The organism is Pseudomonas sp. GW822-FHT04H02, from assembly GCF_058800645.1.
The window spans coordinates 620,613-647,385 of the sequence record NZ_JBXAMM010000003.1 but is presented as its reverse complement, the minus strand read 5'-3'; the positions used below and the strand labels follow the sequence as shown (position 1 = coordinate 647,385).

23 protein-coding genes and 1 pseudogene are annotated in these 26,773 nt (G+C 62.9%); 10 read left to right on the top strand and 14 right to left on the bottom strand.

Annotated features, from left to right (window positions below):
* Nucleotides 1-5 precede the first annotated feature (5 nt).
* Nucleotides 6-1,457 (bottom strand): pyruvate kinase, encoded by a 1,452-nt coding sequence (gene pyk / locus AC1RMG_RS15365; RefSeq protein ID WP_011063051.1) that lies wholly within the window; start codon nucleotides 1,455-1,457, stop codon nucleotides 6-8.
* A 157-nt stretch (nucleotides 1,458-1,614) separates the two neighbouring features.
* On the opposite strand from pyk, the gene AC1RMG_RS15360 reads away from it, so the two are divergent.
* The gene (locus tag AC1RMG_RS15360) at nucleotides 1,615-1,989 is read left to right on the top strand and encodes a hypothetical protein (protein ID WP_011063050.1); all 375 of its coding nucleotides are present in this window, start codon (nucleotides 1,615-1,617) and stop codon (nucleotides 1,987-1,989) included.
* Between the two features lie 219 nt (nucleotides 1,990-2,208).
* On the top strand, nucleotides 2,209-2,568 hold the full coding sequence (locus tag AC1RMG_RS15355) for a PilZ domain-containing protein (RefSeq protein ID WP_011063049.1): 360 nt from the start codon (nucleotides 2,209-2,211) through the stop codon (nucleotides 2,566-2,568).
* A 15-nt stretch (nucleotides 2,569-2,583) separates the two neighbouring features.
* On the opposite strand, the gene AC1RMG_RS15350 is transcribed toward AC1RMG_RS15355, so the two are convergent.
* From AC1RMG_RS15350 to AC1RMG_RS15325, 6 genes are read right to left on the bottom strand one after another with little or no spacing between them, the layout of a single operon-like run.
* Nucleotides 2,584-3,915 (bottom strand): DUF58 domain-containing protein, encoded by a 1,332-nt coding sequence (locus AC1RMG_RS15350; protein ID WP_011063048.1) that lies wholly within the window; start codon nucleotides 3,913-3,915, stop codon nucleotides 2,584-2,586.
* A 13-nt stretch (nucleotides 3,916-3,928) separates the two neighbouring features.
* Nucleotides 3,929-4,954 (bottom strand): AAA family ATPase, encoded by a 1,026-nt coding sequence (locus AC1RMG_RS15345; RefSeq protein ID WP_041119656.1) that lies wholly within the window; start codon nucleotides 4,952-4,954, stop codon nucleotides 3,929-3,931.
* The gene (locus AC1RMG_RS15340) at nucleotides 4,951-6,114 is read right to left on the bottom strand and encodes a DUF4350 domain-containing protein (protein WP_311166157.1); all 1,164 of its coding nucleotides are present in this window, start codon (nucleotides 6,112-6,114) and stop codon (nucleotides 4,951-4,953) included. The genes AC1RMG_RS15345 and AC1RMG_RS15340 overlap by 4 nt, the downstream gene beginning before the upstream one ends.
* Nucleotides 6,111-7,661 carry a DUF4129 domain-containing protein gene (locus AC1RMG_RS15335; RefSeq protein ID WP_493169564.1) on the bottom strand — a complete coding sequence of 517 codons (1,551 nt, stop codon included), beginning with the start codon at nucleotides 7,659-7,661 and terminating at the stop codon, nucleotides 6,111-6,113. Before AC1RMG_RS15335 ends, AC1RMG_RS15340 begins: the two co-directional genes overlap by 4 nt.
* Nucleotides 7,648-8,628: a stage II sporulation protein M gene (locus tag AC1RMG_RS15330; protein ID WP_011063044.1), complete on the bottom strand. Its 981-nt coding sequence runs from the start codon at nucleotides 8,626-8,628 to the stop codon at nucleotides 7,648-7,650. Before AC1RMG_RS15330 ends, AC1RMG_RS15335 begins: the two co-directional genes overlap by 14 nt.
* Nucleotides 8,625-9,350 carry an RDD family protein gene (locus tag AC1RMG_RS15325; protein ID WP_011063043.1) on the bottom strand — a complete coding sequence of 242 codons (726 nt, stop codon included), beginning with the start codon at nucleotides 9,348-9,350 and terminating at the stop codon, nucleotides 8,625-8,627. The genes AC1RMG_RS15330 and AC1RMG_RS15325 overlap by 4 nt, the downstream gene beginning before the upstream one ends.
* Nucleotides 9,351-9,532: 182 nt before the next feature.
* On the opposite strand from AC1RMG_RS15325, the gene sbcB reads away from it, so the two are divergent.
* The gene (gene sbcB / locus AC1RMG_RS15320) at nucleotides 9,533-10,960 is read left to right on the top strand and encodes an exodeoxyribonuclease I (RefSeq protein WP_053153474.1); all 1,428 of its coding nucleotides are present in this window, start codon (nucleotides 9,533-9,535) and stop codon (nucleotides 10,958-10,960) included.
* Between the two features lie 104 nt (nucleotides 10,961-11,064).
* On the opposite strand, the gene mvaT is transcribed toward sbcB, so the two are convergent.
* Nucleotides 11,065-11,439: a histone-like nucleoid-structuring protein MvaT gene (mvaT, locus tag AC1RMG_RS15315; protein WP_011063041.1), complete on the bottom strand. Its 375-nt coding sequence runs from the start codon at nucleotides 11,437-11,439 to the stop codon at nucleotides 11,065-11,067.
* 346 nt (nucleotides 11,440-11,785) lie between these two features.
* On the opposite strand from mvaT, the gene purU reads away from it, so the two are divergent.
* A complete protein-coding gene (gene purU, locus AC1RMG_RS15310) occupies nucleotides 11,786-12,634 on the top strand; it encodes a formyltetrahydrofolate deformylase (RefSeq protein ID WP_011063040.1) in 849 nt (282 codons plus the stop codon).
* Between the two features lie 68 nt (nucleotides 12,635-12,702).
* Nucleotides 12,703-12,885 carry a hypothetical protein gene (locus AC1RMG_RS15305; RefSeq protein ID WP_011063039.1) on the top strand — a complete coding sequence of 61 codons (183 nt, stop codon included), beginning with the start codon at nucleotides 12,703-12,705 and terminating at the stop codon, nucleotides 12,883-12,885.
* A gap of 40 nt (nucleotides 12,886-12,925) precedes the next feature.
* Here the strand turns inward: AC1RMG_RS15305 and AC1RMG_RS15300 are convergent, their stop codons facing one another.
* The gene (locus AC1RMG_RS15300) at nucleotides 12,926-13,690 is read right to left on the bottom strand and encodes a methyl-accepting chemotaxis protein (RefSeq protein ID WP_370059447.1); all 765 of its coding nucleotides are present in this window, start codon (nucleotides 13,688-13,690) and stop codon (nucleotides 12,926-12,928) included.
* Between the two features lie 93 nt (nucleotides 13,691-13,783).
* Nucleotides 13,784-14,815: pseudogene (locus AC1RMG_RS15295) on the bottom strand (HAMP domain-containing protein); the annotation flags it as partial.
* Nucleotides 14,816-15,008: 193 nt separating this feature from the next.
* Here AC1RMG_RS15295 and AC1RMG_RS15290 point away from each other — a divergent pair.
* The gene (locus AC1RMG_RS15290) at nucleotides 15,009-16,496 is read left to right on the top strand and encodes a helicase HerA-like domain-containing protein (protein ID WP_053153471.1); all 1,488 of its coding nucleotides are present in this window, start codon (nucleotides 15,009-15,011) and stop codon (nucleotides 16,494-16,496) included.
* Between the two features lie 14 nt (nucleotides 16,497-16,510).
* Here AC1RMG_RS15290 and AC1RMG_RS15285 read toward each other — a convergent pair whose 3' ends face one another.
* Nucleotides 16,511-16,966, bottom strand: a complete 456-nt coding sequence (locus AC1RMG_RS15285; RefSeq protein ID WP_493169562.1) for a DUF721 domain-containing protein — start codon at nucleotides 16,964-16,966, stop codon at nucleotides 16,511-16,513.
* Between the two features lie 322 nt (nucleotides 16,967-17,288).
* Here AC1RMG_RS15285 and secA point away from each other — a divergent pair, with 322 nt between their 5' ends.
* From secA to AC1RMG_RS15270, 3 genes are all read left to right on the top strand, one after another.
* Nucleotides 17,289-20,030, top strand: a complete 2,742-nt coding sequence (gene secA / locus AC1RMG_RS15280; protein WP_011063035.1) for a preprotein translocase subunit SecA — start codon at nucleotides 17,289-17,291, stop codon at nucleotides 20,028-20,030.
* A 120-nt stretch (nucleotides 20,031-20,150) separates the two neighbouring features.
* Nucleotides 20,151-21,368: a bifunctional glutamate N-acetyltransferase/amino-acid acetyltransferase ArgJ gene (gene argJ / locus AC1RMG_RS15275; protein WP_015636776.1), complete on the top strand. Its 1,218-nt coding sequence runs from the start codon at nucleotides 20,151-20,153 to the stop codon at nucleotides 21,366-21,368.
* Between the two features lie 115 nt (nucleotides 21,369-21,483).
* Nucleotides 21,484-22,428, top strand: a complete 945-nt coding sequence (locus AC1RMG_RS15270) for a Nudix family hydrolase (protein ID WP_011063033.1) — start codon at nucleotides 21,484-21,486, stop codon at nucleotides 22,426-22,428.
* Between the two features lie 101 nt (nucleotides 22,429-22,529).
* Here the strand turns inward: AC1RMG_RS15270 and AC1RMG_RS15265 are convergent, their stop codons facing one another.
* Genes AC1RMG_RS15265 through AC1RMG_RS15255 form a run of 3 tightly spaced genes read right to left on the bottom strand, consistent with a single transcriptional unit; the run spans nucleotide 22,530 to nucleotide 26,107 of the window.
* Nucleotides 22,530-23,105: a cob(I)yrinic acid a,c-diamide adenosyltransferase gene (locus AC1RMG_RS15265; protein WP_065365300.1), complete on the bottom strand. Its 576-nt coding sequence runs from the start codon at nucleotides 23,103-23,105 to the stop codon at nucleotides 22,530-22,532.
* A gap of 2 nt (nucleotides 23,106-23,107) precedes the next feature.
* A complete protein-coding gene (locus AC1RMG_RS15260) occupies nucleotides 23,108-25,144 on the bottom strand; it encodes a sensor histidine kinase (protein ID WP_493169559.1) in 2,037 nt (678 codons plus the stop codon).
* Between the two features lie 45 nt (nucleotides 25,145-25,189).
* Nucleotides 25,190-26,107: a putative 2-dehydropantoate 2-reductase gene (locus AC1RMG_RS15255; protein WP_125062106.1), complete on the bottom strand. Its 918-nt coding sequence runs from the start codon at nucleotides 26,105-26,107 to the stop codon at nucleotides 25,190-25,192.
* Between the two features lie 143 nt (nucleotides 26,108-26,250).
* On the opposite strand from AC1RMG_RS15255, the gene AC1RMG_RS15250 reads away from it, so the two are divergent.
* Nucleotides 26,251-26,736 carry a YajQ family cyclic di-GMP-binding protein gene (locus tag AC1RMG_RS15250; RefSeq protein ID WP_011063029.1) on the top strand — a complete coding sequence of 162 codons (486 nt, stop codon included), beginning with the start codon at nucleotides 26,251-26,253 and terminating at the stop codon, nucleotides 26,734-26,736.
* The last annotated feature ends 37 nt before the right edge of the window (nucleotides 26,737-26,773 follow it).

Sequence of the window (26,773 nt, the reverse complement as noted above, 5' to 3'; positions counted from 1 at the left end):
AAGACTCAGACCATCGGGTCGCCCACGTGCAGGATCTTCATGCCGTTGGTGCCGCCGGTGGTGTGGTAGCTGTCGCCCTTGGTGAGAATCACCCAGTCGCCTTTCTCTACGACACCGCGCTTGAGCAGCTCATCGATCGCTGCCTGGCTGACCTGCTCGGGCGGCAGGGAAGCCGGGTCGAACGGGATGGTGTAGACGCCACGGAACATGGCTGCGCGAGCCTGGGTTTCGCGGTGCGGGGAGTAGGCGTAGATCGGCACCGAGGAGCGGATGCGCGACATGATCAGCGGGGTGTAGCCACTTTCGGTCAGGGCGATGATCGCCTTCACGCCCGGGAAGTGGTTGGCGGTGTACATGGCAGCCAGGGCGATGCTCTGGTCGCAGCTTTCGAACACCTTGCCCATGCGGTGGCTGGAGGTCTTGCTGGTGGGGTGCTTTTCCGCACCGACGCAGATCCGCGCCATGGCCTGCACCGCTTCCAGCGGGTAGGCACCGGCGGCGCTTTCCGCCGAGAGCATCACCGCATCGGTGTAGTCGAGCACGGCGTTGGCCACGTCGGACACTTCGGCGCGGGTCGGCATCGGGTTCTGGATCATCGACTCCATCATCTGGGTCGCAACGATCACCGCCTTGTTGTGGCGACGGGCGTGCAGAATGATTTTCTTCTGGATGCCCACCAGCTCGGCGTCGCCGATTTCCACGCCCAGGTCGCCACGGGCAACCATGACCGCGTCGCTGGCCTTGATCAGGCCGTCGAGGGTTTCGTCGTCGGCCACCGCTTCGGCGCGTTCGATCTTCGCTACCAGCCAGGCAGTACCACCGGCTTCGTCACGCAGCTTGCGCGCGTATTCCATGTCGGCGGCGTCCCGTGGGAAGGACACGGCCAGGTAATCGACTTCCATCTCGGCCGCGAGCTTGATGTCGGCCTTGTCTTTCTCGGTCAGGGCCGGGGCGGTCAGGCCACCACCACGACGGTTGATGCCCTTGTGGTCGGACAGCGGGCCGCCGATGGTCACCACGCAATGCAATTCGGTGGCGGTGGCGGTTTCCACACGCATCACCACGCGGCCGTCGTCCAGCAGCAGCTCGTCACCCACGCCGCAGTCCTTGACCAGATCCGGGTAGTCGATGCCGACGATATCCTGGGTGCCTTCGGTCAGCGGATGGCTGGTGGAGAAGGTGAACTTGTCACCGATCTTCAGCTCGATGCGCTTGTTGGCGAATTTGGCGATGCGGATCTTCGGGCCCTGCAGGTCGCCGAGGATGGCCACGAAGCGGCCGTGCTTGGCTGCCAGGTCGCGGACCAGTTTGGCGCGAGCCTTGTGCTCGTCCGGAGTGCCGTGGGAGAAGTTCAGACGGGCAACATCCAGGCCCGCGAGAATCAGCTGTTCGAGAACTTCCGGCGAGTTACTGGCCGGGCCAAGGGTGGCAACGATTTTGGTACGACGAACGGACATGCACGGACTCCTGAGTTCAAGCGCAACGAGAGGCTACTATGCTCCGAAGTTGTAGTCATTGTTCGTTTGCACTACTTATTGCTTTGTTTGTTTACCGCAACAACCTTGAAGATTTTTGCCGATGAGTCGATACACTGCACAAGACAGGAGATACCCCATGCGATTCGTACTCATTGCTGCCCTGGCCGTCAGTGTTGTCGGCTGTACCCGCTGGTCCATGGACCATCATTTGAATAACGCCTACCGCGCTTATGACCGCGGCAACTGCGAGAGCGTGATGCTCGAGTTGAGCCAGGTCGACCGTGACAGCCGTGCCCGTCGCTACATCCAGCCGGAAGTGTCGATGCTGCGCGGGCAATGCCTGGAGCGCCAGAAGTTGTTCGTCGATGCCGCGCAGACCTACCAGTTCATCATTACCCAGTACCCCACCAGCGAGTACGCGTTTCGCGCCCGGGCTCGCCTGGATACCCTGCAACAGTTGGGGCACTACCCGGCAAATGGCGCCGCTCAAGTTCGTCGCACGGCGTTGTAAAAGAGATTCACTAGGGGGCGGTGTAATTGCCCCTCGTGCTTGAGCTAACATCTGCACAGGCTGTTCGAAAACTGCCCCGGCCCGGCTGGTGGCAGTGGCGTTGGAATCCTTCTGGCAGTCTTCCTCGCGCATCGAATCCGGGAGGGCGGGCCGATATCAGGGCCTGTTCCGAAGCACTAGTGCGGTCATGCTTAATGACCTTTCATAGCGATACCCAGCATGTTCATGGAACCTCGGATCGAGCGGCACCAACTGCCGTCCTTTTTAAAAGTATTCAATCGTTTCACCGACAAGCCGGTGGGTTTCCTTGGCAACCTGTCGGCCGACGGGCTGATGCTGATCAGCCAGTTGCCGATGCTGATCGGTGCCGAATTCGACTTGCGGGTGAAAGTCCCCGGCGGTGACGGCCAGGTGCAGTTCATCGACTTCAGCGCCTGCTGCCTCTGGTGCCATGAGGACCTGACGCCGCACCACTACGACAGCGGTTTCAGCCTGTTGCGGGCCGGTGCGGAGTTTGTCGAGCTGGAGCAGGCGTTGCGTCATTACTTCAGCTTTCACCCGTTGCAGACCTCGGCCTGAGGCGCTCGGCAGCAGCTACAGGCTGCCGGCTTTCTTCCAGCTCAGATAGCGGCTGACCAGTTCGGCCCCCAGTTCTCCCGGGCGGGCGTCGAGCAGGGCGACGCCGTGGGCGCTCAGGCGTTCGTGCAGCTCGGCGCGGCTGTTCAAGTAGTTCACCGTCGCGCTGTAGGCCAGGGCTTCGGGCAGGGTTTGCACCGGGCTCTGGCGCAACTGGTCGAGCACCTCTTCGCGCAGGCTGGCCACCAGCACCCGATGCTGGCGGCCGATGCGCTTGACCGCCGTCAGCAGTTCCTGGTCATCCTCGTCCCGCAGGTTGGTAATCAGCACCACCAGTGCCCGGCGTTTCTGCCGCGCCAACAGCTCGCTGGCGGCGGCCTGGTAATCGGCGGGGCGCTGGCTGGTGTCCAGGTCGTAGACGCCATTGAGCAGCACGCTCAACTGGGCCGAGCCCTTGACCGGTGCAAGGTAGCGCGAGCGTTCCCCGGCAAAGCTGTACAGGCCCACCGCATCGCCCTGGCGCAGGGCGACATAGCTCAGCAGCAGGCAGGCATTGAGGGCGTGGTCGAAGTGCGCCAGCTCGCCATCCTGGCTGCGCATGCGGCGCCCGCAGTCGAGCATGAAGATGATCTGCTGGTCGCGTTCGTCCTGGTACTCCCGGACGATGGGCGCGCGTTGGCGGGCCGTGGCCTTCCAATCGATCTGCCGCAGGCTGTCGCCTTCGCGAAACTCACGCAGTTGGTTGAACTCCAGGCCCAGGCCGCGGCGTTGTCGCTGGCGCACACCGAGTTGGCTGAGCCAGTTGTCCACCGCCAGCAATTGCGCGCCGTAGAGCCGGGCGAAGTCCGGGTAGACCCGGGTGCTGTCGTGCACCTTGAGCAGGCGCCTGGCGCTCCATAATCCGAGAGGGCTGGGCAGGCTGACTTCGCACTGGTCGAAATTGAAGTGGCCGCGCTGCAGTGGGCGCACGTTATAGCCGATCCGGCTGACCTGCCCCGGCTCCAGGCGCGTGGACTGCGGCAGGTGCTCGAAGCCCAGGCCCTGGGGCGGGTGGTCGAACAGCTGCACATCCAGTGGTTGCCGGTAGTCGTGCAGGATCTCCAGTTGCACCTCGCTCCAGCGGCCCAGGGGCAGGCTGCCGGGTAGCTGGCGCTGGATCTGCGGCGAGGCCACGCGCAGCAGGCGCAGGGCGTCCAGCAACGCCAGCAGCAACAACGCCAGCAGCAGGCCCCAGGCAATCGAGTCCAGGCGCGGCAGGGCCTCGCTGCCCAGGGCGCGGGCGGCGCCGAGCAGGGTGTACAGGCCGGTCAAAGTACCCAGCCAGATCAACAGCAGACGGGTCGGCTTCATTGGCGTGGGCGGCTCACAGGCGCGGTGCCGGAATCTGTTCGAGCATCTGCTTGAGCACCTGTTCTACCGACAGGCCTTCGATGTCCAGCTCCGGGGCGACCCGCACTCGATGCCGCAGCACGGCCATGGCGCAGCCCTTGATGTCATCGGGAATCACGAATTCGCCGCCACGCAGCAGGGCCCGGGCACGAGCGCCGCGCACCAGGGCAATGGAGGCGCGGGGGCCGGCGCCCAGGGTCAGGCCTGGCCAACTGCGGGTGGCCCGGGCCAGGCGCACGGCATAATCGAGCACCTGCTCGTCCAGGGGCAGTTCGCTGGCGATGCGCTGCAGGGCCAGTACGTCCTTGGCCTGGAGTACGGTGCGCAGAGGCTGTACGTCGAGCATGTCGGCGCGGGTCGAGCGCGTCACCTGGCGGACCATGGTCAGTTCTTGTTCGGCATCCGGGTAGTCCATGCGCAGCTTGAGCATGAAGCGATCCAGCTCGGCCTCCGGCAGCGGGTAGGTGCCTTCCTGTTCGATGGGGTTCTGGGTAGCCAGGACCATGAACGGCTGGGCGATGGGCAGCGCTCGGCCTTCGAGGGTGACCTGACGTTCCTGCATGGCTTCCAGCAGGGCGGCCTGGGTCTTGGCCGGCGCGCGGTTGATCTCGTCCGCCAGCAGCAGGTTGGTGAACAGCGGGCCCTTGCGCAGCTTGAACTGCTCGGTCTGCAGGTCGTATACCGCATGCCCGGTGACGTCGCTGGGCATCAGGTCGGGGGTGAACTGGATGCGCGCGAATTCGCCGCCAAAGCAGCGGGCCAGGGCTCGTACCAGCAGGGTCTTGCCGAGCCCGGGTACGCCTTCGAGCAGCACATGGCCGCCAGCGATCAGGGCGGTCAGCACATCATCGATGACCGCTTCCTGGCCGATCACCGCCTTCTGCAGTTCCAGGCGCACCGCCTGAGCCAGCTGGCTGGCCCGCTGGCGCTGCTGGGCAGCATGGACCTGAGGCTGTGGGGCCTCGGAAGGCTCGGGGGATTCGATCGGTTGTTCGCTCATAGGGCATTCCTGAGAGTTTGCAGGCGGGCGACCTGGTGGCTGAAATCAACGCTGGAAAGGCGCTGTCCGGACAAGGGGTGCAGGGCCTGTCGAATGGCCTCGACAGGTTGTTGGCTGAGCAGGGCCAGCACGTCCCACTGGGCCTCGGCCGGCAATTGCTCGAAGCCCGGGTGGCGGCGCCGCGCACGGCGCCGGATATCCAGTTGCAGGGCCTGCAGCAACGCACCCTGGCCGGCATGGCGCAGCAGGAAGTCGGCACTGGCCCGCAGGTGTTCACGCAGTTGGCGCCGCGCCTTGGGGGCTGGAGCCAGCAACGGCCCGTGGCGCATGCCGGCCTGCCAGAGCCACAGGCCGAGCAGCAGGGCCAGGGCTACCAGCGCCTGGGGGAAATAGCGCCAGAGCAACTGCCAGAGGTCCGGGTGATCGGTATTGAACAGCAGCGTCACAGCGCTATCGGTATTGAGGTACCACAGCAGCCAGGCGTTGTCGTACAGGCCGATGGCCGGGGCTTTCCAGATATCGGCATCGGTGAGCACGATGACCGCGCCCTTGCCGTATTCAAGCTGGATCATGTGGGTCGCCACGCCGCTGTTGGCCCAGGATTGCGCCAGGCTTTGCGGGTCGTCCAGGTGGAAGTCGGTGTCGAAACTGATGTAGGCCGGAGCCTGTTCGTCTTCCAGGTAGACCTTGGTCAGCTTCGGATAGGCATCGTCGGCTTCCGGCTCCGGTGGCTCGTCAAGGTCCTGGCTGAGCTGCTGGTGGATCTGCACCTGGTCCAGCAGCAGGTCGCCGCTCTTCTGGCTGTCCTCGTCCCACAGGGCCTCGGCGACGAAGAGCAGGCGGCCGCCGGCGCGGGCCCACTCCAGGAGCTGGTCGACCTGGGGCGGGCTCATGTTCGAGCGCTCTCCCAGCAGCAACAGGCTGTTGCCGGCCGGGGGCAAGCTGGCCAGGACATCCAGGCTATTGGCGTGTTGTACCTTGAGGCCACGTTCACGCAGGAACATCTCGGCCGCCAGGTAGGGGTTGGCCCGGGCCTCGGGGGAGGGGCCGTGATCGACCAATTCCTGATAGGGAGTGGCATGGCGATACAGGTAATAGCCGCCGGCCCCGAGGACCAGAGCCAGGAGCAGGACCAGGCCGCCCCACAGGTAGCGCTTCATGGCTGTGCTCCGGGGCCGAACAGGCTGCGCCAGGCGCCGCACAGTTGTGGTTGCAGATCGGCGCCGGGTACCTGATGACCGTACGCCATGTTCTGCCAGTGGCGGGTCAGGCTGATGCTGAAGGCCTCCAATTGTGGCTGCTGCAGCGCCTTGATGCGCTCCAGCACCTGGCCTTCGGTATCGGCCACGCTGAGGGGCAGGTGGAAGTCTTCCAGCAAGCGACTGAGCAGCGCCCGGTACAGCAGGCCCAGGGCTTCCCGGGGCTGGCTGGCCCAGAGTTCAGCGGCGCGGGCGGCGACATCGGCGGGCAGGGTTTCGCTGCTGACTTCCAGCCCGAACAACTGCTGGGGCATGGCCGCGGGGCGTTTCTTGCGCGGCAGCGGACGACGGCTGACGAAGGCCTGCAGCCAATCGCGGTAGCGCCAGATCAGCCAGCCCAGAGCCGCCAGCAGCAACCCCCAGAGCAGAATCTCCAGGCCCTTGGCGACCCCGCCGAAACTGTCCTTGCCGAGGCTTTCCAGCAGGTTCTTGAGCCAGCCTGGAGGCTTGCCCTTGGCGTCCTTCTTCTGGGCTTGCTCGTCACCGAAACGGTAGCGAGTGACCGACTCCTGGTTCTTGAAGGAGGGCTTGTCCAGGATGGCTTGGATGCTGTCCCTGGAGGCCTTGCTGGTCAGCGGTTGCTGCAGCAGCCGCGGGGTCTCGGGGCCGGCCGCGGAACTGCTGGGGGCGGCGGCCCAGAGCGCTTGGGTCGGTGCCAGGAACAGCAGGCCGGCGAGCAAGAGCAGCGTGCTGGCACCGGTCAGGCGCTGGCGCAGGCGACGGAATACCAGCTCGATGTCCCAGGCCTCCAGCTCGGTGCGTCGGTTCAGGTACAGGCTGAAACCGCAGGCCACGTAGATCGGCTCCCAGATCACCAGGACCAGGGCGTAGAAGACGTTGGTCAGGTGTTCCAGCCATAGCCAGTCCTGTTGGGCGGCGATCATCAGGCTCTGCCAGCTCCAGTCCACTTCGACCTGTTGTGGCAGCAGCAGGTAGAACAGCACCATCAGGCCAATCCACAGGGCGCCTTCCAGGTGCATGCCAATCAGGGTCAGCCAGCGCGCGGCACCGGCATTTTTCTGTAGCAGCACCGCCAGGCGTTGTTGCCGGGCATCGGCGCTCAGGCCTTCAAGTTGTACCACCGGCAGGGTGAAGCTGCGGCTCATGCTGAAGCGACGCCAGGTCAGGCTGGCCAGCAGTTGCGGCTTGAGCAGGCGAGGCCATTGTTTCAGCGCTTGCCCCAGGCTGGGTGTTTCACCGAACAGGGCTTTAGACAGAATAAACAGCGGCAGGCGTTCGAAGGCCGGCTTCAGCCACCAGAACAGCAGGATCGCCAGCGACGGCGATTCCCAGAGCAGCAGGCTCAGCAGGGCGAACACTGGCAGGCTGACGATGGCCCAACTGGTCATCAGCAAGCGCCGATGACGCTGGCTCAGTAGCACGCCCAGGTCCATGGCCTCCCAGGCGCTGCGGGGGCGGATCACCACGCTGGCATCACTCAGGCGCATGGGATTCACGTCCGGCCAGGGTCAGGTAGGCCGCCACCAGGCCCCAAAGGGCACTGCCGACGCTGTATTTGACCCAGGCGGCCGGCCAGGTCATGGAGGACCAGTAGGCTTCGACAAAGGCGGCGATCAGCAAGAAGCCGATGACGCCGTAGATCAGTTGCACGCTGACGCGCGCGGCTTGCAGCAGGGCTTCGCCGCGGGTCAGGCGGCCCGGCGCGATCAAGGCCCAGCCAAGCTTCAGCCCGGCGGCGCCAGACAGGGCAATGGCGCTGAGTTCAAAGGCGCCGTGGCCGATCACGAACGGCCAGAAGGTCTGGCCGAAGCCGATCTGGGTCAGGTGGCCGGCAATGGCGCCGATCATCAGGCCGTTGAAAAACAGGAAGAACACACTGCCCACGCCGAACAGCAGGCCGCTGGCAAAGGTCTGAAAGGCGATCCCGATGTTGTGCATGATGTAGTAGCCGAACATCACCCAGTCTTCGCTCGAGGCCCGTTCGGCGGCCCGCCCCAGGCGCCCGGCTGTAGGGTCGTACATGCCCTGCATCTCGCTGACTTGCTGCGGGCTCACCAGGCTGTAGATCAGATCGGGAAACAGGTACACCAGCACCCCGATGGCCAGCAGGCTGCCGAAGAACAGCAGGCTGGCCAGCAGCACCAGGCGCCACTCCTGACGCACCAGGCGGGGGAAACCGGCCAGCACGAAACTCAACAGATTGGCCCCGAAGGCGCTGCGCTGTCGGTACAGCTGCTGGTGGCCGCGCAGGGCCAGTTGTTGCAGCGGATCGATCAGGTAGCTGCTGTAGCCGCGTTCTTCGGCCAGGGCCAGGTGCTGGCACAGGCGCCGGTAGTCCTGGACGAAGCTCTGGCATTCCTCGGCTTTGGCCCGGCCATGTTCCAGACGCTCGAGCAATTGCTCGAACTGTTGCCATTGCGCCTGGTGGCGGTGTTCGAAAAGGCTTTGTTTCATGGGGTTCCCAGGAAGCCGCGGGCAATGCCATTGAGTTCGGCCGTGGCCTGGGCACTGGGTACATGCAGCGGTTGTGCGAGGATGCCGGCCAGTTCCCGGGTACGTTCGGCCGACAGCTGGCCCTGGCGCTCGGCAAAGCCGAGGATCGCCCGTTGCTCATTCAGGCTCAGGGCGAAGGGCGCAGTGCGGGGGACGGCTGGCGGCAGTTCGGGGCGTTTGACCGGCTGCTCGCGGTAGATCACCAGGGTGCCGGCGGCCAGATCGCCGAGGCGTTTGAAGGTCGGGTGCTGCAGGCAACTGATGGCGCCGAGGAAATAGCCGAAAGGCAGCATGTCGGCGAAGCGCAGCAGGTTGCGGGTCAGGGAGGCACTCCAGCCAATCGGGGTGCCGTCGTCCTGCACCACTCGCAGCCCCATCAGTTGCTTGCCGGGCGAGCGCCCCTGGTTCAGCACCTCGAACAGCACCATGTACCACCAACTGATGAGGAACAGCAGGATGGAGCCGAGGCCGACGCCGACTTCGTCGAAAAAGCCCAGGATGATGAACAGCAGGCCCAGCACCAGCCCGCGGATGCCCAGGTCGAGACTGAAGGCCAGGGTGCGCACCAGCAAACCCGCAGGCCGCAGCGGCAGGTCGATGCCCTCGGGGGTTTCGACCTGGTAGCGCGTATCCAGTGGCGGGTGCAGCGATGCGTTCCTTGGCGTTGCTGTCGTCTCAAGCATGGGTAACTTATCGGCTTGGTCTGGTAAAAAATCCAGCGCCGATGCTAGCAGTGTCTGAGGGGCAAACGACATCATTAACTACGAATTCGCCAAGTCCAATGCCTTCGCCCCGGTTCGTGCGGCTGGCCCTGACGGCGCCTGAACGCCTAGACTGCGGCGGTCTTTCAGTTCAGGAACAGGCCGTGACTTCCCTCTTTTGGTACGACTACGAAACCACCGGCATCAATCCGCGTTGTGATCGCCCGTTGCAAGTGGCCGGTATCCGCACCGACCTGGCACTCAACGAGATCGACGAGCCGGTCAACCTCTACTGCCAGCCCAGCGACGATATCCTGCCCCATCCGATGGCTTGCATGATCACTGGCATCACCCCTGGCCGTCTGGCCGAGCAAGGCCTGGGGGAGGCGGATTTCATGACCCGGGTGCACGAGCAACTGGCGCGCCCCGGGACCTGCGGCGTGGGCTACAACACCCTGCGTTTCGACGATGAGATGACCCGCTATAGCCTGTACCGCAATTTCTTCGATCCCTACGCCCGGGAGTGGCAGGGCGGCAACAGCCGTTGGGACCTGATCGACGTGGTGCGCACGGCTTATGCGTTGCGCCCCCAGGGGATCGTCTGGCCCGAGGAGCAGGGGCAGGTAAGCCTCAAGCTGGAGCGCCTGACCGCAGCCAACGGCATCGATCACGGCCAGGCCCATGACGCGCTGTCCGATGTCCGGGCGACCATCGCTCTGGCGCGACTGGTTCGCGACAAACAGCCCAGACTCTATGACTGGCTGTTCCAGTTGCGCAGCAAGCAGCGGGTGATGGATCAGGTCCGCCTGTTGCAACCCATGGTGCACATCTCCGGGCGCTTTTCTGCGGCGCGCCACTACATCGGCGTGGTCCTGCCCCTGGCCTGGCATCCACGCAATCGCAATGCCTTGATTGTCTGCGACCTGCACCTGGACCCTCAGGGGCTGTTGGAGTTGGACGCCGAAACCCTGCGCCAGCGTTTGTACACGCGCCGGGAAGATCTGCTCGAAGGCGAGTTGCCGGTGCCGTTGAAACTCATCCATATCAATCGCTGCCCGGTCGTGGCGCCATTGAGTGTTCTGCGCAGTGAAGATCAACAGCGGCTGCACTTGGACATGGAGCTATATCAGCGTCGGGCTGTGGCCTTGAGCGAAGCTCAAGAAGTTTGGCGGGATAAACTTTCGGTGATTTATGGGCCGGATGAATTTGCCGCAAGCGATGACCCGGAGCAACAGTTGTACGACGGTTTTATTGGTGACCGTGACCGGCGTTTGTGTGAGCAAGTACGTGAGGCTGACCCGTTGCACTTGGCCCAGCAACAATGGCCATTCGATGATGAGCGCTTGCCGGAATTACTCTTTCGCTACCGTGCCCGCAACTTTCCAGAAACATTGAACAAAGCCGAGCAAGAACGTTGGCTGGTTTTTTGTCAGCAGCGTTTGCTAGATCCGCAACTCGGTGCACCCAATACCCTGGAAAGTTTCCGGCAAGGGCTTGAGCAATCGCTGTTAAGTGCGGACCCGGTGCAGCGTCAGGTTCTGGATCAATGGCAGGACTATGTACAGGCCCTGACTCGGCGCCTGGCTCTTTGAGCCGCTGCCCCGCTCCTTGAGCGGGTTGCCAGGGCATAAAAAAACGCCAGCATGCTGGCGTTTTCTCTGTAGGGCTGCAAAGCCCGGGCGCTCAACGGAGAGGCTTAGCCCAGCAGGGTGGCCCAACCTTCTACCACGTCGCCGCCCCACTTGGCTTTCCACTCTTTCAGAGTCTTGTGGTTGCCACCTTTGGTTTCGATGACTTCGCCGTTGTGCGGGTTCTTGTACTGTTTAACTTTACGGGCGCGCTTGGTGCCGGTGGTTTTAACCGCGGCGCGAGGTGCTTTAACTTTCGAGTCCGGATCCAGCAGGGCGATGATGTCGCGCAGGGATTTGGAGTACTCGCCCATCAGGCTGCGCAGTTTGCCTTCGAACTCGAGTTCGGCTTTCAGTTTGTCGTCTTGGGACAGGTTCTTCAAACGCGCTTGCAGTTCTTTGATGGCTTCTTCAGTGGCACGGTATTCGTTGATCAGGGACATGAGGACTACCTTATTGAGCGCTGAGTGGCTGGGTGACAGTGTCGCAATAATAGTCAGGGAGTTTGAGCAAGTAAACATAATACCGCTGTTTTATTCGTCTCTCTTAGTGTGTTTAGGCGTAAAAGACATTTCGCTATTTAATAGGTTGATGCATTCGGGCCGGTTATTCACAAACTAGTTAAGCACTATTTACAAGTGCCATTACGGCGCCTGGAGTAGCGGCCGCTAAGCCGGGCCGGAGCGGCCCTTGGTGATCTGCCCGGGGCGCTGGATGCAATGAATACTGCAGTTTTGTCGCGCAATCGCTAGAATGGCGACCTTTGCGAAGTTCTGGAGTTTCCCCCCCATGCGCACCTTTCGGTTGGTGATTTCTTGCCCTGACCGCGTTGGCATCGTTGCCAAAGTCAGTAACTTTCTAGCCTCCCACAACGGTTGGATCACCGAAGCGAGCCACCACTCGGACAATCTCAGTGGCTGGTTTTTCATGCGCCACGAGATTCGTGCCGATTCACTGCCCTTTGGCCTGGAGGCTTTTCGCGAGGCCTTTGCGCCGATCGCCGAAGAGTTCTCGATGGACTGGCGCATTACCGATACCGCCGAGAAAAAGCGCGTGGTACTGATGGCCAGCCGCGAATCCCACTGCCTGGCCGACTTGCTGCACCGCTGGCACAGCGATGAGCTGGATTGCCAGATCGCCTGTGTGATTTCCAACCACGATGATCTGCGCAGCATGGTCGAGTGGCACGGCATTCCTTATTACCACGTGCCGGTCAACCCGCAGGACAAGGAGCCGGCCTTCGCCGAGGTGTCGCGCCTGGTCAAGCAGCACGACGCCGAAGTGGTGGTGCTGGCGCGCTACATGCAGATCCTGCCGCCGGAGCTGTGCAGCGAGTACGCGCACAAGGTGATCAACATCCACCACAGCTTCCTGCCATCCTTTGTCGGTGCCAAGCCTTACCATCAGGCCTCGCTGCGCGGTGTGAAGCTGATCGGCGCAACCTGCCACTACGTCACCGAGGAACTGGACGCTGGTCCTATCATCGAGCAGGACGTGGTGCGGGTCAGCCACAGCGACAGCATCGAGGACATGGTGCGTTTCGGTCGTGACGTGGAGAAAATGGTCCTGGCCCGCGGCCTGCGCTATCACCTGGAAGACCGTGTGCTGGTGCACGGCAACAAGACTGTGGTGTTCTGATTGAAAAAAAACCAGGCACGGGGGTTCAATACCCCGCTCCTGGTTTTGCACCTCACGAGGTCAGCCCGATGACCGATCCACTGGATAAAGCCACGTCCAAGGCACCCGCCACCCTCGGCGAAGGTTGCCTGAGCCGTTATGACCCCGATGAGTTGAGCCCTGACGACGGCACCGATTTTCCCGATGCCGCGCAGTTGTGGGAGCAATTGCAGCAGGAACCCCAGGCGCCATCCCGGCCCAAGCCTGCTTGAGCCTGCCGCCGGCTAGCCGGCGACAGGGCGTTGGGCGCTTTCAGATCCTGAAACTGCCCACCAGTTGCTTCAAGCGTGCTGCCTGCTGCTCCAGATCGGAGCAGGCCCGCAAGGTGGCCTGGAGGTTTTCCACGCCTTCCTGATTCAGCGTATTGATCTCGGTAATGTCCATATTGATGGACTCCACCACCGAGGTCTGCTCCTCGGTCGCCGTGGCCACCGACTGGTTCATGCCGTCAATCTCGCCTATGCGCTGGGTCACGCTGTTGAGTCGTTCCCCGGCCTGGTTGGCGATTTCCACGCTGTCCTGGCTGTGGCGCTGGCTGTTGCTCATGGTGCTCACCGATTCGCGAGCGCCCACTTGCAGCTCCTCGATCATGCCCTGCACTTGCTGCGCCGACTCCTGGGTGCGGTGCGCCAGGTTGCGCACTTCATCGGCAACCACGGCAAAGCCGCGTCCTGCCTCGCCGGCCCGGGCCGCTTCGATGGCTGCGTTGAGGGCCAGCAGGTTGGTCTGCTGGGAAATGCTGGTGATCACTTCGAGGATCTGCCCGATGTTCACGGTCTTGCTGTTGAGGGTTTCGATGTTGCTGCTGGAGGCGCTGATCATGTCCGACAGTTGGTTCATCGCCTGGATGCTGCGATCCACCACTTGCTGGCCGTCTTCGGCGAGGTTGCGCGCATCGCTGGCCTGTTGCGAAGCCTGGGCGGCATTGCGGGCGATTTCCTGGGCGGCGGCCCCGAGCTGATTGATGGCGGCGGCCACGCTGTTGGTGCGGCTGGCCTGCTCGTCGGAGTTGAGCATCGACGAGTTGGAGGCGCTGACCACGCGCAGGGCGACTTCGTTGACGTGCTCGGTGGCCGAGGACACTTCGCGGATCGAGCCGTGGATGCGTTCGACGAAACGGTTGAAGGCGGTGCCGAGGATGCCGAACTCGTCCTGGTTATGGATGTTCAGGCGTCGAGTCAGGTCGCCTTCGCCATCGGCGATGTCCTGCATGGCCCGGGTCATCACGTGCAGCGGCTGCATCAGCAGGCGGATCAGCAGGCCCAGCAGGGCAATGGTCAGGGCCACGGCCGTCAGGGTGGCGATGATCGCCGAGGTGCGGAACTCGCTGAGCATGGCGAAAGCCTTGTCCTTGTCCACGGACAGGCCGATGTACCAGTTCACCGAGGACAGGCCCTTGATCTGGGTGAAGGTGACAATGCGCGGCTTGCCATCGACAGTGATCTCGCTGAGTTCACTGCTGATCTTGGGGGTGTCCTGGGGGTAGACGTCCTTGAGGGTCTTCATCACCAGGTTCTTGTCCGGGTGCACCAGGATCTTGCCGTCGGCGCTGATCAGGAAGGCGTAGCCCATGCCGTCGAAGTCCAGGGCATTGATGCTGTCGGTGATTACTTGCAGGCTCAGGTCGCCGCCGACCACACCGATCCTCTGGCCGGCCTTGATCACGCTGTCGACGATGGAGATCACCAACTGGCCGGACGCCAGGTCGATATAGGGTTCGGTCAGGGCCGAGCCGCTGCTGCTTTCGGCACTCTTGTACCAGGGGCGGGCGCGAGGATCGTAGCCATCCGGCATCTTGCTGTTGGGACGGATGATGAAGGTGCCGTCATTGTTGCCCAGGTAGGCCCCCATGAAGGTCGAGCTGACGGATTTCTGTTCCAGCAGGTTGCTGACATTCGCAGGGTCCGTGTTGAGGGCCACCGACTGGGAGATGTTCTCGATCAGCAGGGCGCGACCGGCGAGCCAGGTCTGAATATTTTTTGCCGTGACGTCGCCCATTTCCTGAAGATAGTTGTCCAGATCATCACGAATGGCGTTGCGTTGCAGGTAATCGTTGTAGAGCGTGAATAGTGCAAATGCAGCTATGACGATCAGCGAGGCGGCAAGCAGGATCTTGTGGCTGAAGCGCAGATTTTTGTTCATGGCTTGGGGTGTCCGCTAAGGTCTTTGAGTCCAGGGCATCGGGTTGGAAAAACGCACAGAAGGGCGGTGTTATAAGTAAGCTGATATCTCCATCTATCCCACGGGAATTACCTGACCTTTATTTCAGATACTTCTGATCCATCATTTATTCATATCGACCGTGTAAGGCCAAAGATTAACCAGGGGTGACAAAATGCCTGACTCATCGCAACTCGTAATCGGTGCCGGCCTCGATGGCCTGCCGATCGCCCAGGCCATGCGCCTGGCCAACCGCCACGGTCTGGTGGCGGGCGCCACGGGCACCGGCAAGACCGTCACCCTGCAGCGCCTTGCAGAAGCCTTCAGTGATGCCGGGGTGGCGGTATTTGCCGCAGACATCAAAGGCGACCTCTGTGGGCTGGGTGCTGCGGGCAACCCCCAGGGCAAGGTTGCCGAGCGGATCGCCGGCATGCCCTGGCTCAAGCATCAACCACAGGCCTATCCGGTGACCCTGTGGGATATCCATGGGCAAAGCGGTCATCCTCTGCGCACCACCCTGAGCGAAATGGGCCCGCTGCTGCTGGGCAGTTTGCTGGAACTCACCGACAGCCAGCAGTCGGCGCTCTATGCGGCGTTCAAGGTGGCTGATCGCGAAGGCCTGTTGCTGCTCGACCTGAAGGACCTCAAGGCGCTGCTCAACCACCTCAAGGACAACCCGCAGCTGCTCGGGGACGATGCTGCGTTGATGACCACCGGCTCCAGCCAGGCGCTGTTGCGGCGCCTGGCGACCCTGGAGCAGCAGGGCGCCGAAGCACTGTTCGGTGAGCCGGCGTTGCAGCTGGAGGACATTCTGCAGCCGGCCGCCGATGGTCGTGGGCGGATTCATCTGCTCGATGCCAGCCGCCTGGTGCATGAGGCGCCGAAAGTCTATGCGACCTTCCTTTTATGGCTGCTGGCCGAGCTGTTCGAGCAACTGCCGGAGCGGGGCGATGCGGACAAGCCGCTGCTGGCGCTGTTCTTCGACGAAGCGCACCTGCTGTTCGCCGGTACTCCCAAGGCCTTGCAGGACCGGTTGGAGCAGGTGGTGCGGCTGATTCGCTCCAAAGGTGTGGGGGTGTATTTCGTTACCCAGTCGCCCGGGGACCTGCCGGACAATGTCCTGGCTCAATTGGGATTGCGTATCCAGCATGGCTTGCGGGCCTTTACTGCCAAGGAACAGAAGTCCCTGCGCGCCGTGGCGGATGGTTTCCGTCCCAACCCCGCCTTCGATGCGCTGGCGGTACTGACCGAGCTGGGCATCGGCGAAGCGCTGGTGGGCACCTTGCAGGACAAGGGCACGCCAGAAATGGTCCAGCGGGTACTGGTGGCGCCGCCGCAGTCGCGGATCGGGCCGCTGACCGAGGCCGAGCGCCAGGCCCTGATCGCCAGTTCGCCGCTGCTGGGGCGCTATGACAAACCGATCGACCGCGAATCAGCCTATGAAGTGTTGCTGGGGCGCAAGGAGTTGGCACCGCAGGATCAGCAGCCTTCTGGCAAAGCAGCGGCTGAAGAGCCCAGCCTGGCCGACCGGGCGGGTGAGTTCCTTGGCACGGCTGCCGGGCAGGCATTGAAGTCGGCCATGCGCCAGGCGGCTAATCAATTGGGGCGGCAACTGGTGCGGGGCTTGATGGGTTCCCTGCTCGGCGGCAGCAAGCGGCGGTGAAGCACAGGCTTGAGTCAGCCCCGCGGTTTGGCGTGGCTGGCCAGGCGCTCCAGGGCTGCGCGCAGGTTGGGGTCGGTGATGCCCTCTGCGGTGGCCTGGATGGTTTCAGCGGCGTTGTTCGACAGGTCCATGGTGTGTCCCGCGGCCCCTTGCTGGACCGTCGGCGGCTGGACCTTGAACAGGATGCGCGTCAGGTTGCTGAACTCGTTGAACTCCAGCAATTGACGTTGCAGGCGCTTTCGCTGATAGCGCAGGCGCGTTGCCCAGTGGCCGTCGGTGACGATCAGCAGCAGGCTGCCTTCACGCCAGGAAGCAACGTGGCAATGTTCGCGAGCGGCCGGCTGCAGCTGGCTTTCCAGCAGGCGCTGCAGATGCGCCAGGCGCTGGGCGTGGCCGAGTATGGCTTTCAGAGGCTTGGCTTCGCGAAGAAGAACGGCGGGAGCGCGTGCCGTAAGGGGGCGAAATGCCATGATCAGAAACCTGAAGTTACAGAGGCGCCATGGTAGCAGAAAGCGCCCGCCACGCCGGCGCCATCGCTTGTTCGTACTTTGATCAATTTCTGGTTCTTTGCTGATCGTAATCATTAACTTCTGTGGTCAATGGGCTTGAAGTTCAGCGAAAAGCCCTTATTTTAGGTGAGCCCCGTCACAGCGCTGTGCCAGCATCGTGGAATAACGCCACTTTCCTCACCATCGTTTCCGGGTAGAATGCTCGTTCGCATGCGGCCATGAGGGCTGCTCGGGCGACTCACGGGGCCGCCCTCCAACCCTATGTGTGGAAGATCCTGCCGATATGTTTGCGCCTTTGTTAAAGAAACTTTTTGGAAGCAAGAACGAGCGTGAAGTCAAACGCATGCTCAAGACGGTACAGATCGTCAATGCCTTCGAAGAGCAAATGGTGGCCCTTTCGGACGATCAATTGCGTGCCAAGACTGCCGAGTTCAAGGCCCGTATCGCCAAGGGTGAAACCCTCGACAAACTGCTTCCCGAAGCCTTCGCGGTCGCCCGTGAAGCCGGTAAGCGGATCATGGGAATGCGCCACTTCGATGTGCAGCTGATCGGCGGCATGACCTTGCATGAAGGCAAGATCGCCGAGATGCGCACCGGTGAGGGCAAGACCCTGGTAGCGACCCTGGGTGTGTACCTCAACGCGCTGTCCGGCAAGGGCGTGCACGTGGTGACCGTGAACGACTACCTGGCTCGCCGCGACGCCAACTGGATGCGCCCGCTGTACGAATTCCTCGGCCTGAGCGTCGGCGTGGTCACGCCGTTCCAGCCGCCTGAAGAGAAACGTGCTGCCTACGCCGCCGACATCACCTACGGCACCAACAACGAATTCGGTTTCGACTACCTGCGCGACAACATGGCTTTCAGCATGGAAGACAAGTTCCAGCGCGAGCTCAATTTTGCCGTGATCGACGAAGTCGACTCGATCCTCATCGACGAAGCCCGTACTCCGTTGATCATTTCCGGCCAGGCTGAGGACAGCTCCCGCCTGTACACCGAGATCAACAAGCTGATCCCGCGCCTGGAACAGCACATCGAGGAAGTGGAAGGCCAGGTCACCAAGGCCGGTCACTTCACTGTCGACGAGAAGACCCGCCAGGTCGAGCTCAACGAAGCCGGTCACCAGTTCATCGAAGAAATGCTGACCCAGGTCGGCCTGCTGGCTGAAGGCGAAAGCCTGTACTCGGCGCACAACCTGGGCCTGTTGACCCACGTTTACGCCGGCCTGCGTGCGCACAAGCTGTTCAACCGCAACGTTGAATACATCGTCCAGGATGGGCAGGTGGTCCTGGTGGACGAACACACCGGTCGTACCATGCCCGGTCGCCGCTTGTCCGAAGGCCTGCACCAGGCCATCGAAGCCAAGGAAAACCTCAATATCCAGGCCGAGAGCCAGACCCTGGCCTCGACCACCTTCCAGAACTACTTCCGTCTGTACACCAAGCTGTCCGGCATGACCGGCACCGCCGACACCGAAGCCTTCGAGTTCCATCAGATCTACGGTCTGCAGGTGATGGTGATTCCGCCGAACAAGCCGCTGGCCCGTAAGGACTACAACGACCTGGTGTTCCTGACCGCGGACGAGAAATACGCCGCGATCATCAACGACATCAAGGAATGCATGACCCAGGGCCGTCCGGTGCTGGTAGGCACCGCGACCATCGAAACGTCCGAGCACATGTCCAACCTGCTCAACAAGGAAGGCATCGAGCACAAGGTCCTGAACGCCAAGTTCCACGAAAAGGAAGCGGAAATCATTGCCCAGGCCGGTCGCCCGGGCGCCCTGACCATCGCCACCAACATGGCCGGTCGTGGTACCGACATCCTGTTGGGCGGCAACTGGGAAGTGGAAGTGGCTTCCCTGGAGAACCCGACTCCGGAGCAGATCGCCCAGATCAAGGCCGACTGGCAGAAGCGCCATCAGCAAGTGCTGGAGTCCGGCGGCCTGCAGGTGATCGCTTCCGAGCGCCATGAGTCCCGTCGTATCGACAACCAGCTGCGTGGCCGTGCCGGCCGCCAGGGCGACGCCGGTTCCAGCCGCTTCTACCTGTCCCTGGAAGACAGCCTGATGCGTATCTTCGCCTCTGACCGGGTGAAGAACTTCATGAAGGCCCTGGGCATGCAGTCCGGCGAGGCGATCGAGCACCGCATGGTGACCAACGCCATCGAGAAGGCCCAGCGCAAGGTCGAAGGCCGCAACTTCGACATCCGCAAGCAGTTGCTGGAGTTCGACGACGTCAACAACGAGCAGCGTAAAGTGATCTATCACATGCGCAACACCTTGTTGGCCGCGGACAACATTGGCGAAACCATCGCCGACTTCCGCCAGGACGTGCTCAACGCTACCGTCAGCGCCCACATCCCGCCGCAATCGCTGCCTGAGCAGTGGGACGTGGCAGGCCTGGAAGAAGCCATCCAGAGTGGCTTCGGTGTCAGCCTGCCGATCCAGCAATGGCTCGACGAAGACGATCACCTGTACGAGGAAACCCTGCGCGAGAAGCTGCTCAACGAGCTGATCGCCGCGTACAACGAGAAAGAAGACCAGGCCGGTGCCGAAGCCCTGCGCACTTTCGAGAAGCAGATTGTTCTGCGGGTACTGGACGACCTGTGGAAAGACCACCTGTCGACCATGGACCACCTGCGTCACGGTATTCACCTGCGTGGTTACGCGCAGAAGAACCCGAAGCAGGAGTACAAGCGCGAATCCTTCACCCTGTTCTCCGAGTTGCTCGACTCCATCAAGCGCGACTCGATCCGCGTGCTGTCCCACGTCCAGGTGCGTCGCGAAGACCCGGCCGAGGAAGAGGCTCGCCTGCGTCAGGAAGCCGAGGCTCTGGCCCAGCGCATGCAGTTCGAACACGCCGAGGCACCGGGGCTGGATCAGCCGGAAGCCCTGGAAGAGGGCGTCGAGGTCGATGTGGCCCTGGCCACCGCGCCAGTGCGCAACGAGCAGAAGCTTGGCCGCAATGAACTGTGCTACTGCGGTTCGGGCAAGAAGTACAAACACTGTCACGGCCAGATCAACTAAGATCCCCGCCAGACACTGAAACACCCGCGCCGTGACGGCATCAGCCGTCGCGGCGTTTTTCCATTTGCGGCACCGTCTTTTGAGACGACGGTGCAGACACCTGATAAGAGGAGCGCATTCATGGCTGTTGGTCTTGGTCCTTTGCCTACGTTGCACCCGGTTGCCGGCTTCGAGCTCGGTATCGCTTCGGCCGGCATCAAGCGCCCGGGGCGCAAGGATGTGGTGGTCATGCGTTGTGCCGAAGGCTCCACGGTGGCGGGGGTGTTCACCCTCAACGCGTTCTGCGCCGCACCGGTGATTCTGGCCAAGCAGCGGGTACAAGGCCCGGTGCGGTATCTGCTGACCAACACCGGTAACGCCAACGCCGGCACTGGTGAGCCGGGCCTGGCCGCGGCGTCCCGCACCTGCGCCAAGCTGGCGGAGCTGACCGGCGTCGATGCCAGCGCCGTGCTGCCTTACTCCACCGGGGTGATCGGCGAGCCATTGCCGGTAGAGAAAATCGAAGGCGCTCTGCAAGCTGCGCTGGACGACCTGTCCGTGGACAACTGGGCTGCCGCCGCCACTGGCATCATGACCACCGATACCCTGCCCAAGGGCGCCAGCCGCCAGTTCCAGCATGATGGCGTGACCATCACCGTGACCGGCATCAGCAAAGGCGCGGGGATGATCCGCCCGAACATGGCAACCATGCTCGGCTACATCGCCACTGACGCCAAAGTCTCCCGCGAAGTGCTGCAGAACCTGTTGCTGGACGGTGCCAACAAGTCCTTCAACCGCATCACCATCGACGGCGACACGTCGACCAACGACTGCTGCATGCTGATCGCCACGGGGCAGGCCAAGCTGCCGGAAATCACCAAGGCCGAGGGCCCGCTGTTCGCTGCCCTGAAGCAGGCGGTGTTCGAGGTGTGCATGGAAGTGGCCCAGGCCATCGTCCGTGACGGTGAGGGCGCGACCAAGTTCGTCACTGTGGAAGTCAACGGCGGGGCTACTTGCCAGGAGTGCCTGGACGTGGGCTACACCGTGGCTCACTCGCCACTGATCAAGACCGCGCTGTTCGCTTCGGACCCGAACTGGGGCCGCATCCTGGCGGCAGTAGGTCGTGCCGGGGTGCCGGACCTGGATGTCAGCAAGATCGACGTGTTCCTCGGCGAAGTCTGCATTGCCAGCCGTGGCGCCCGTGCTGCCAGCTACACCGAAGCCCAGGGCGCGGCGGTGATGCAGCAGGAAGAAATCACCATCCGCATCGAACTGGGGCGTGGCGCGTGCAGCGAAACCATCTGGACCACCGACCTGTCTCACGAATACGTGAAGATCAACGCGGAATACCGCACCTAAGAACCTCGCCGGCGTTGCCGCTCCTGCTGTAGGAGCCGGCTTGCCGGCGAAGCGCAGATCCAACGCCCGGCCCGCAAGGGCCTGGCCAACATGCCTGAGCAGAGGAAGTAGTGCGGTGAAACGAGTACATGTGGCTGCGGCCGTTATCCGGGATGCCAGCGGCAAGATCCTGATTGCCCGGCGTGCCGATACTCAACATCAAGGTGGCCTGTGGGAGTTCCCCGGCGGCAAGGTCGAGCCCGGGGAGGCGGTCGAAGCCGCGCTGGCCCGCGAGCTACAGGAAGAACTGGGCATCGCCGTCACCGCAGCGCGCCCGCTGATCAAGGTGCAGCACGATTATCCGGACAAGCAGGTACTGCTGGATGTCTGGGAAGTCTCGGCGTTCAGCGGTGAGCCTCACGGCGCCGAAGGGCAACCTCTGGCCTGGGTCACTGCTCGTGAGCTGGCCGACTATGAGTTCCCCGCGGCCAATCAGCCGATTGTCGCTGCCGCGCGTCTGCCAGCCCAATACCTGATCACCCCGGAAGGGCTGGAAACCCCGACCCTGCTGCGAGGCATGCAAAAAGCCGTGGCCCAGGGCTGCAAGCTGATTCAACTGCGGGCGCCCGGCGGCTACGACCCGCAATACCGCGACCTGGCGGTGGATGCGGTGGGCCTGTGCGCCGGCAAGGCGCAACTGATGCTCAAGGGGCCCTTCGAATGGCTGGGGGATTTCCCCTCGGCGGGCTGGCACATCACTGCGGCGCAACTGCGCAAGTACGCCAGCGCCGGGCGGCCGTTTGGCAAGGATCGCTGGTTGGCGGCTTCCTGCCATAACGCCGAGGAGCTGTCCCTGGCCCAGCAGATGGACGTGGACTTCGTGACCTTGTCTCCGGTACAGCCCACCCAGACCCATCCGGATGCACAGCCATTGGGCTGGCAACAGGCCGAGCAACTGATCAGCGGTTTCAACAAGCCGGTGTATCTGCTGGGTGGCGTGGGGCCCGCCGAATGCCAGCAGGCCTGGGCAGCGGGTGCTCAAGGTGTAGCGGGTATCCGCGCCTTCTGGCCGCAGGATTGAAGACATCCTCAATGGCAGCCTGGGCCCAGGTCTGCGGGAGCAGGCTTGCCTGAGAGGCATCGTCGGGCGCTTGCAGGCCCTTTCGCCCGCAAGCCGCGTGGTCAGGGCTTGGCGGCGGCCTGCCAGAGGATTTCGGCAATGCCCTGGCGCTTGGCGATCAGTCGGGCGGCGACAAACAGCAGGTCCGACAGGCGATTGATGTAGGCCAGCCCAACCCCTTGCAAAGGCTCAACGGCATTCAGGTGCTGACAGCGACGCTCGGCGCTGCGGGCCAGGCTGCGGCAGACATGGGCCTGGGCGATCAGCGCCGAGCCGCCGGGCAGGATGAAGTTCTCCAGCGGGCCCAACTCCTCGTTCCACAGATCGATGGCCGCCTCCAGGCGCTGTACTTCGGCCTCGTTGAGTGCCTGATAGACCGGCATCGCCAGCTCGCCACCCAGGTCGAACAACCGATGCTGACAGGGAGCCAGCACTGTGATCACTTCTTCGAGCCCGGGGCAGTCACCGCTCTGCTCACCGAGGCCTGCCAGTAGCAGGCCCAATTGGCTGTTCAGGGTATCAACCTCGCCAATGGCTTCGACCCGAGGGTGATCCTTGGGCACCCGACGGCCATCCCCCAGTCCAGTTTCGCCTTTGTCGCCAGTGCGGGTGTAGATCTTCGACAAGCGAAAGCCCATGTTCAGTTCTCCAGTGGTAACGGTTCTTGGACCAGCGGCTGGCTGCTGGCCAGGGGCAGGCGCAAGGTGAAGCAAGTGCCCTGCCCGCGAGTGGACTGCACCTCCATCTGCCCCTTGTGGTTATTGGTGATGATGAAGTACGACACCGACAGGCCGAGCCCGGTGCCCTGGCCGATTTCCTTGGTGGTGAAGAAGGGCTCGAAGGTACGCTTGCGCACGTTTTCGCTCATGCCGATTCCGTTGTCCTCCACCTGGATCTCTGCCCAGGGCGGATTCAAACGGGTACGCAGGATGATACGTCCGGGTTCGCTGTCATCTTCGCGCTGATGGATGGCCTGGGCGGCGTTTTTCAGCAGGTTGAGCAGCACCTGTTCCAGTTCGTTGGCAGTGCCGGCAACCGGGCCCAGGTTCGGGTCGAACTGGCGAATGATCGCCTGGCCCTTGAAGTCGAAGCCAATGGCCAGGTCGAAGTCGTTGCTGGCGATCTCCACCGCCTGGTCGATCAGCGCCGGCAGGTCGCAGGGGGCCATCTGCCGGTTGCTGCGCCGGCTGAAGCTGAGCATGTGGGTGACGATCTTCGCCGCCCGGGCTCCGGCCTGCTGAATGCCATCGAGCAGTTGCGGCACTTCGCGGCTTTCCAGGTAGCGATTGACGGTCTGCAGTTCAACACCGATCTGCTGCGCGTGCTCAAGGTTCTTTGGCAGATCGGCAGACAGTCGTCGGCGAATGTTCTGTACGTTGTGCAGGATCGCTCCCAGCGGGTTGTTGATCTCATGGGCCATGCCGGCCGCGAGGCCGCCCACCGAAAGCATTTTCTCCGATTGCACCATCATCTCTTCCAGGGACAGGCGCTGGGTGATGTCGTCGATACGGATCACCACCCCGCGTCCGGCGCCCCCCATCAGGGGGTAGAAGGTCAGGGCGTAGTGCTTGGGTTCTTCGTCCTTGAACCAGGTGACCCGCTCCACCTTGGTCACCGTGTGCTGTTCGACGGTTTCCTTGAGCTGCGGCAGGAACGGCTTGAGCGGTTCGAAGGCGAGGAAGATCGGCTGGTTCAGGGCTTCGTCGAGCCGGGTGCCGGACAGGGCGCTGGCTTCCTGGTTCCACTGGGTGACGTAGAGCTGTTCATCCAGAGCGATCAGCGCCGAGGGCATGGAGTCGATGATGCTGTTGAGGTAGTTCTGAAAGCCGGTGAGCTTCTTCTCGATCTTGCTGCGCACCTGGACTTCCAGTTCCAGCTTGCGGTTGGTATGGCGGGTTTCCTCCGCCAGCCCCTGGGCCTGGTCGTAGGCGGCCTGGGAGTCGTCCCGGGCGCGCTTGAGCTGCTGCTCGCGAGCTTCGATGCGCGACAGCATGGTGTTGAAGGCTTCTGCCAGGCTGCCGATTTCATCGTGGTTGCCCCGGGCTGCGCGCAGGGCGTAGTTCTCCTCGCGGGTGACCTGGCGCGACAGTTCCTCGAGCTGATGGATCGGCTGGGTGATCAGGCGCTTGATCTGCCGGGCGATGACCAGCCACAGCAGCACACTGAAGATCAGGATTCCCAGGCTGGCGGTCAGGGTGCCGGTGTAGAAGGCCATCGGCAGTTCGCTGGTGGCCACCAGCAGCAGGTGGCCGGGGGCCTGGCCCGGGCGGGGCAGGGTGATGACCTGGTTGTTGCGAAACTCGGTCATTTGCCAGGCTTCGATGTGCCGGTAGCGTTCGGGCAGCTTGAGGCGTTCGCCGTGCTGCAACTGGGCCAGGCGCTGGCCCTTGCCGTCATAGAGTGCGGCTGCCCGCAGCGGGGTATAGCTGTCGAGTTCGTTGAGCAGCTTCTCGGCATCTTCGGGGGAGTTCAGCGCCTGGATCGCCAGGGTCGGATTGGACACCAGGCGGCCAATGGTCTGCAGCGCCTGGGGCGCCATGCTTTCCTGGGAGATCCAGTAGGCCGCGCTGATAAAGGTCAGGTTGGCGACCAGCAGAACGGTGGTCAGCAGGACAAGCAGGGCGGCCAGGAGCTTTTGGCCCACTGGCAGGTTTTCGAGGCGCTGGCGCAATGGCATCGGCTATATCGCTGGAAATGAGCAAGTGGGGAGCGTAGCCGCTGCTCAGGCGCTGGGCAATCCGCGTTGCTGCAGCTGGTTCACCAGGCGCTGTTGCAACTGCTGCAGATGGGGCAGTTGCAGGCGATGCCGGGCAGCGGCTTCACAGGCGTAACCCAGCAGGTAGCTGATTTCGGTGCGTCGCCCGTTGCTGACATCCTGGTGCATTGAGGAATAGTTGGCGGCGGTGGCCAGGATCACCCGTTCCACTTCCTGTTGCAGGTTTTGCGCTGCGGCGGGTTGCCCGCAGCATTGCAGCAGCTCGCTCAGCTCGGCGCACAGGGTGGCCACTTCGCAATGATGCTGCTGCAAGCCACCGTTACGGCAGTCGTGCAGTACCGTCAGTGGGTTGATCGCGCAGTTGAGTGCCAGCTTGCGCCAGAGCCGGGTGAGGATCTGGGTGCTCCATTCATGGGGAATGCCGCTGGCCGCCAATTCGTCGAGCCAGATCGGCGGAGTGGGGTGCCCCGAGTCCCCTAGCCAGGTGTAGCCGTGGCCGGCAAAGACCACGCGCCAGTCGCCATCGCGGAAGGCGCCTTCGGTGCTGGAGGCGGCAATGCAGCGTGCCTGGGGCACTCGGGAGGCCACGGCATCCTGGCTGCCCAGGCCGTTCTGCAGCAGGATCAGTTCGGCTCCCGGCGCCAGGCGCGGGGCGATGCTGGCCACTGCCGCCTCGGCGTCGTAGGCCTTGCAGGCCAGCAACAGGCGCTGGATGGGGGCGCTGCTGGTGCTGGTTTCTCCAGGAATTGCCAGCAGGCTGCTCTGGCCCTGTTCTACCAGGGTCAGGCCGCCGGCCGCCTGATAGGCCTGCAAGCGGGCGGCGTCACGCAGAATCAGGCGTACCGGCAAGCCGGCGCGGGCCAGGCGGGTGGCCCACAGTGTGCCGAGGCTGCCGGCGCCGAGAACATGCCAGGTGGTGGACATCAGGTTTTCGCTCTGTTTGGCCGCCCGGGGGAGGGCGCGGGGTGAAGGAGGGGAAAGACCCGTTATAATGAGCGCGGATTTTAACCGCAAGCCGGGCGTGTTCGATGTTTTGAACAGCGCCCCTTTTTATTTGGAGAGATTACATGCCGTCGTTTGACGTGGTATCCGAACTGGACAAGCACGAAGTCACCAACGCGGTGGAAAACGCCGTCAAGGAACTGGATCGCCGCTACGACCTCAAGGGCAAGGGCAGCTTCGAGTTCAAGGACAAGGAGCTGACCGTCAACCTGACCGCCGAGGCCGAGTTCCAGCTTGAAGCGATGATCGAGATTCTCAAGCTGGCCCTGGTCAAGCGCAAGATCGACGTGCAGTGCCTGGAGGTCAAGGACGCTTATGCCTCGGGCAAGGTGATGAAGCAGGAAGCGGTCCTCAAGGAAGGTATCGATAAAGAACTGGCGAAGAAAATCGTCGCCCATATCAAGGACGCCAAGTTGAAAGTGCAAGCCGCCATTCAGGGCGAGCAAGTACGGGTGACCGGCAAAAAGCGTGACGACCTGCAAGAGGCCATCGCCGCCCTGCGTGCCAAAGAGTTCGGCATGCCGCTGCAATTCAACAACTTCCGCGATTGATCGGCTTCTCCGGGAACCTCTAGAGCTTATTGGCGTC

Coding starts and splice junctions, on each gene's coding strand:
- pyk (WP_011063051.1), bottom strand. CDS start 1,457: ATGTCCGTTCGTCGTACCAAAATCGTTGCCACCCTTGGCCCGGCCAGT.
- purU (WP_011063040.1), top strand. CDS start 11,786: ATGCGCACCTTTCGGTTGGTGATTTCTTGCCCTGACCGCGTTGGCATC.
- AC1RMG_RS15285 (WP_493169562.1), bottom strand. CDS start 16,966: ATGGCATTTCGCCCCCTTACGGCACGCGCTCCCGCCGTTCTTCTTCGC.
- AC1RMG_RS15345 (WP_041119656.1), bottom strand. CDS start 4,954: ATGAGCGAACAACCGATCGAATCCCCCGAGCCTTCCGAGGCCCCACAG.
- AC1RMG_RS15265 (WP_065365300.1), bottom strand. CDS start 23,105: ATGGGCTTTCGCTTGTCGAAGATCTACACCCGCACTGGCGACAAAGGC.
- AC1RMG_RS15325 (WP_011063043.1), bottom strand. CDS start 9,350: ATGCTTGAGACGACAGCAACGCCAAGGAACGCATCGCTGCACCCGCCA.
- secA (WP_011063035.1), top strand. CDS start 17,289: ATGTTTGCGCCTTTGTTAAAGAAACTTTTTGGAAGCAAGAACGAGCGT.
- AC1RMG_RS15250 (WP_011063029.1), top strand. CDS start 26,251: ATGCCGTCGTTTGACGTGGTATCCGAACTGGACAAGCACGAAGTCACC.
- AC1RMG_RS15305 (WP_011063039.1), top strand. CDS start 12,703: ATGACCGATCCACTGGATAAAGCCACGTCCAAGGCACCCGCCACCCTC.
- mvaT (WP_011063041.1), bottom strand. CDS start 11,439: ATGTCCCTGATCAACGAATACCGTGCCACTGAAGAAGCCATCAAAGAA.
- AC1RMG_RS15340 (WP_311166157.1), bottom strand. CDS start 6,114: ATGAAGCGCTACCTGTGGGGCGGCCTGGTCCTGCTCCTGGCTCTGGTC.
- AC1RMG_RS15335 (WP_493169564.1), bottom strand. CDS start 7,661: ATGCGCCTGAGTGATGCCAGCGTGGTGATCCGCCCCCGCAGCGCCTGG.
- argJ (WP_015636776.1), top strand. CDS start 20,151: ATGGCTGTTGGTCTTGGTCCTTTGCCTACGTTGCACCCGGTTGCCGGC.
- AC1RMG_RS15260 (WP_493169559.1), bottom strand. CDS start 25,144: ATGCCATTGCGCCAGCGCCTCGAAAACCTGCCAGTGGGCCAAAAGCTC.
- AC1RMG_RS15330 (WP_011063044.1), bottom strand. CDS start 8,628: ATGAAACAAAGCCTTTTCGAACACCGCCACCAGGCGCAATGGCAACAG.
- AC1RMG_RS15290 (WP_053153471.1), top strand. CDS start 15,009: ATGCCTGACTCATCGCAACTCGTAATCGGTGCCGGCCTCGATGGCCTG.
- AC1RMG_RS15355 (WP_011063049.1), top strand. CDS start 2,209: ATGTTCATGGAACCTCGGATCGAGCGGCACCAACTGCCGTCCTTTTTA.
- AC1RMG_RS15350 (WP_011063048.1), bottom strand. CDS start 3,915: ATGAAGCCGACCCGTCTGCTGTTGATCTGGCTGGGTACTTTGACCGGC.
- AC1RMG_RS15360 (WP_011063050.1), top strand. CDS start 1,615: ATGCGATTCGTACTCATTGCTGCCCTGGCCGTCAGTGTTGTCGGCTGT.
- AC1RMG_RS15300 (WP_370059447.1), bottom strand. CDS start 13,690: ATGCTCAACTCCGACGAGCAGGCCAGCCGCACCAACAGCGTGGCCGCC.
- AC1RMG_RS15255 (WP_125062106.1), bottom strand. CDS start 26,107: ATGTCCACCACCTGGCATGTTCTCGGCGCCGGCAGCCTCGGCACACTG.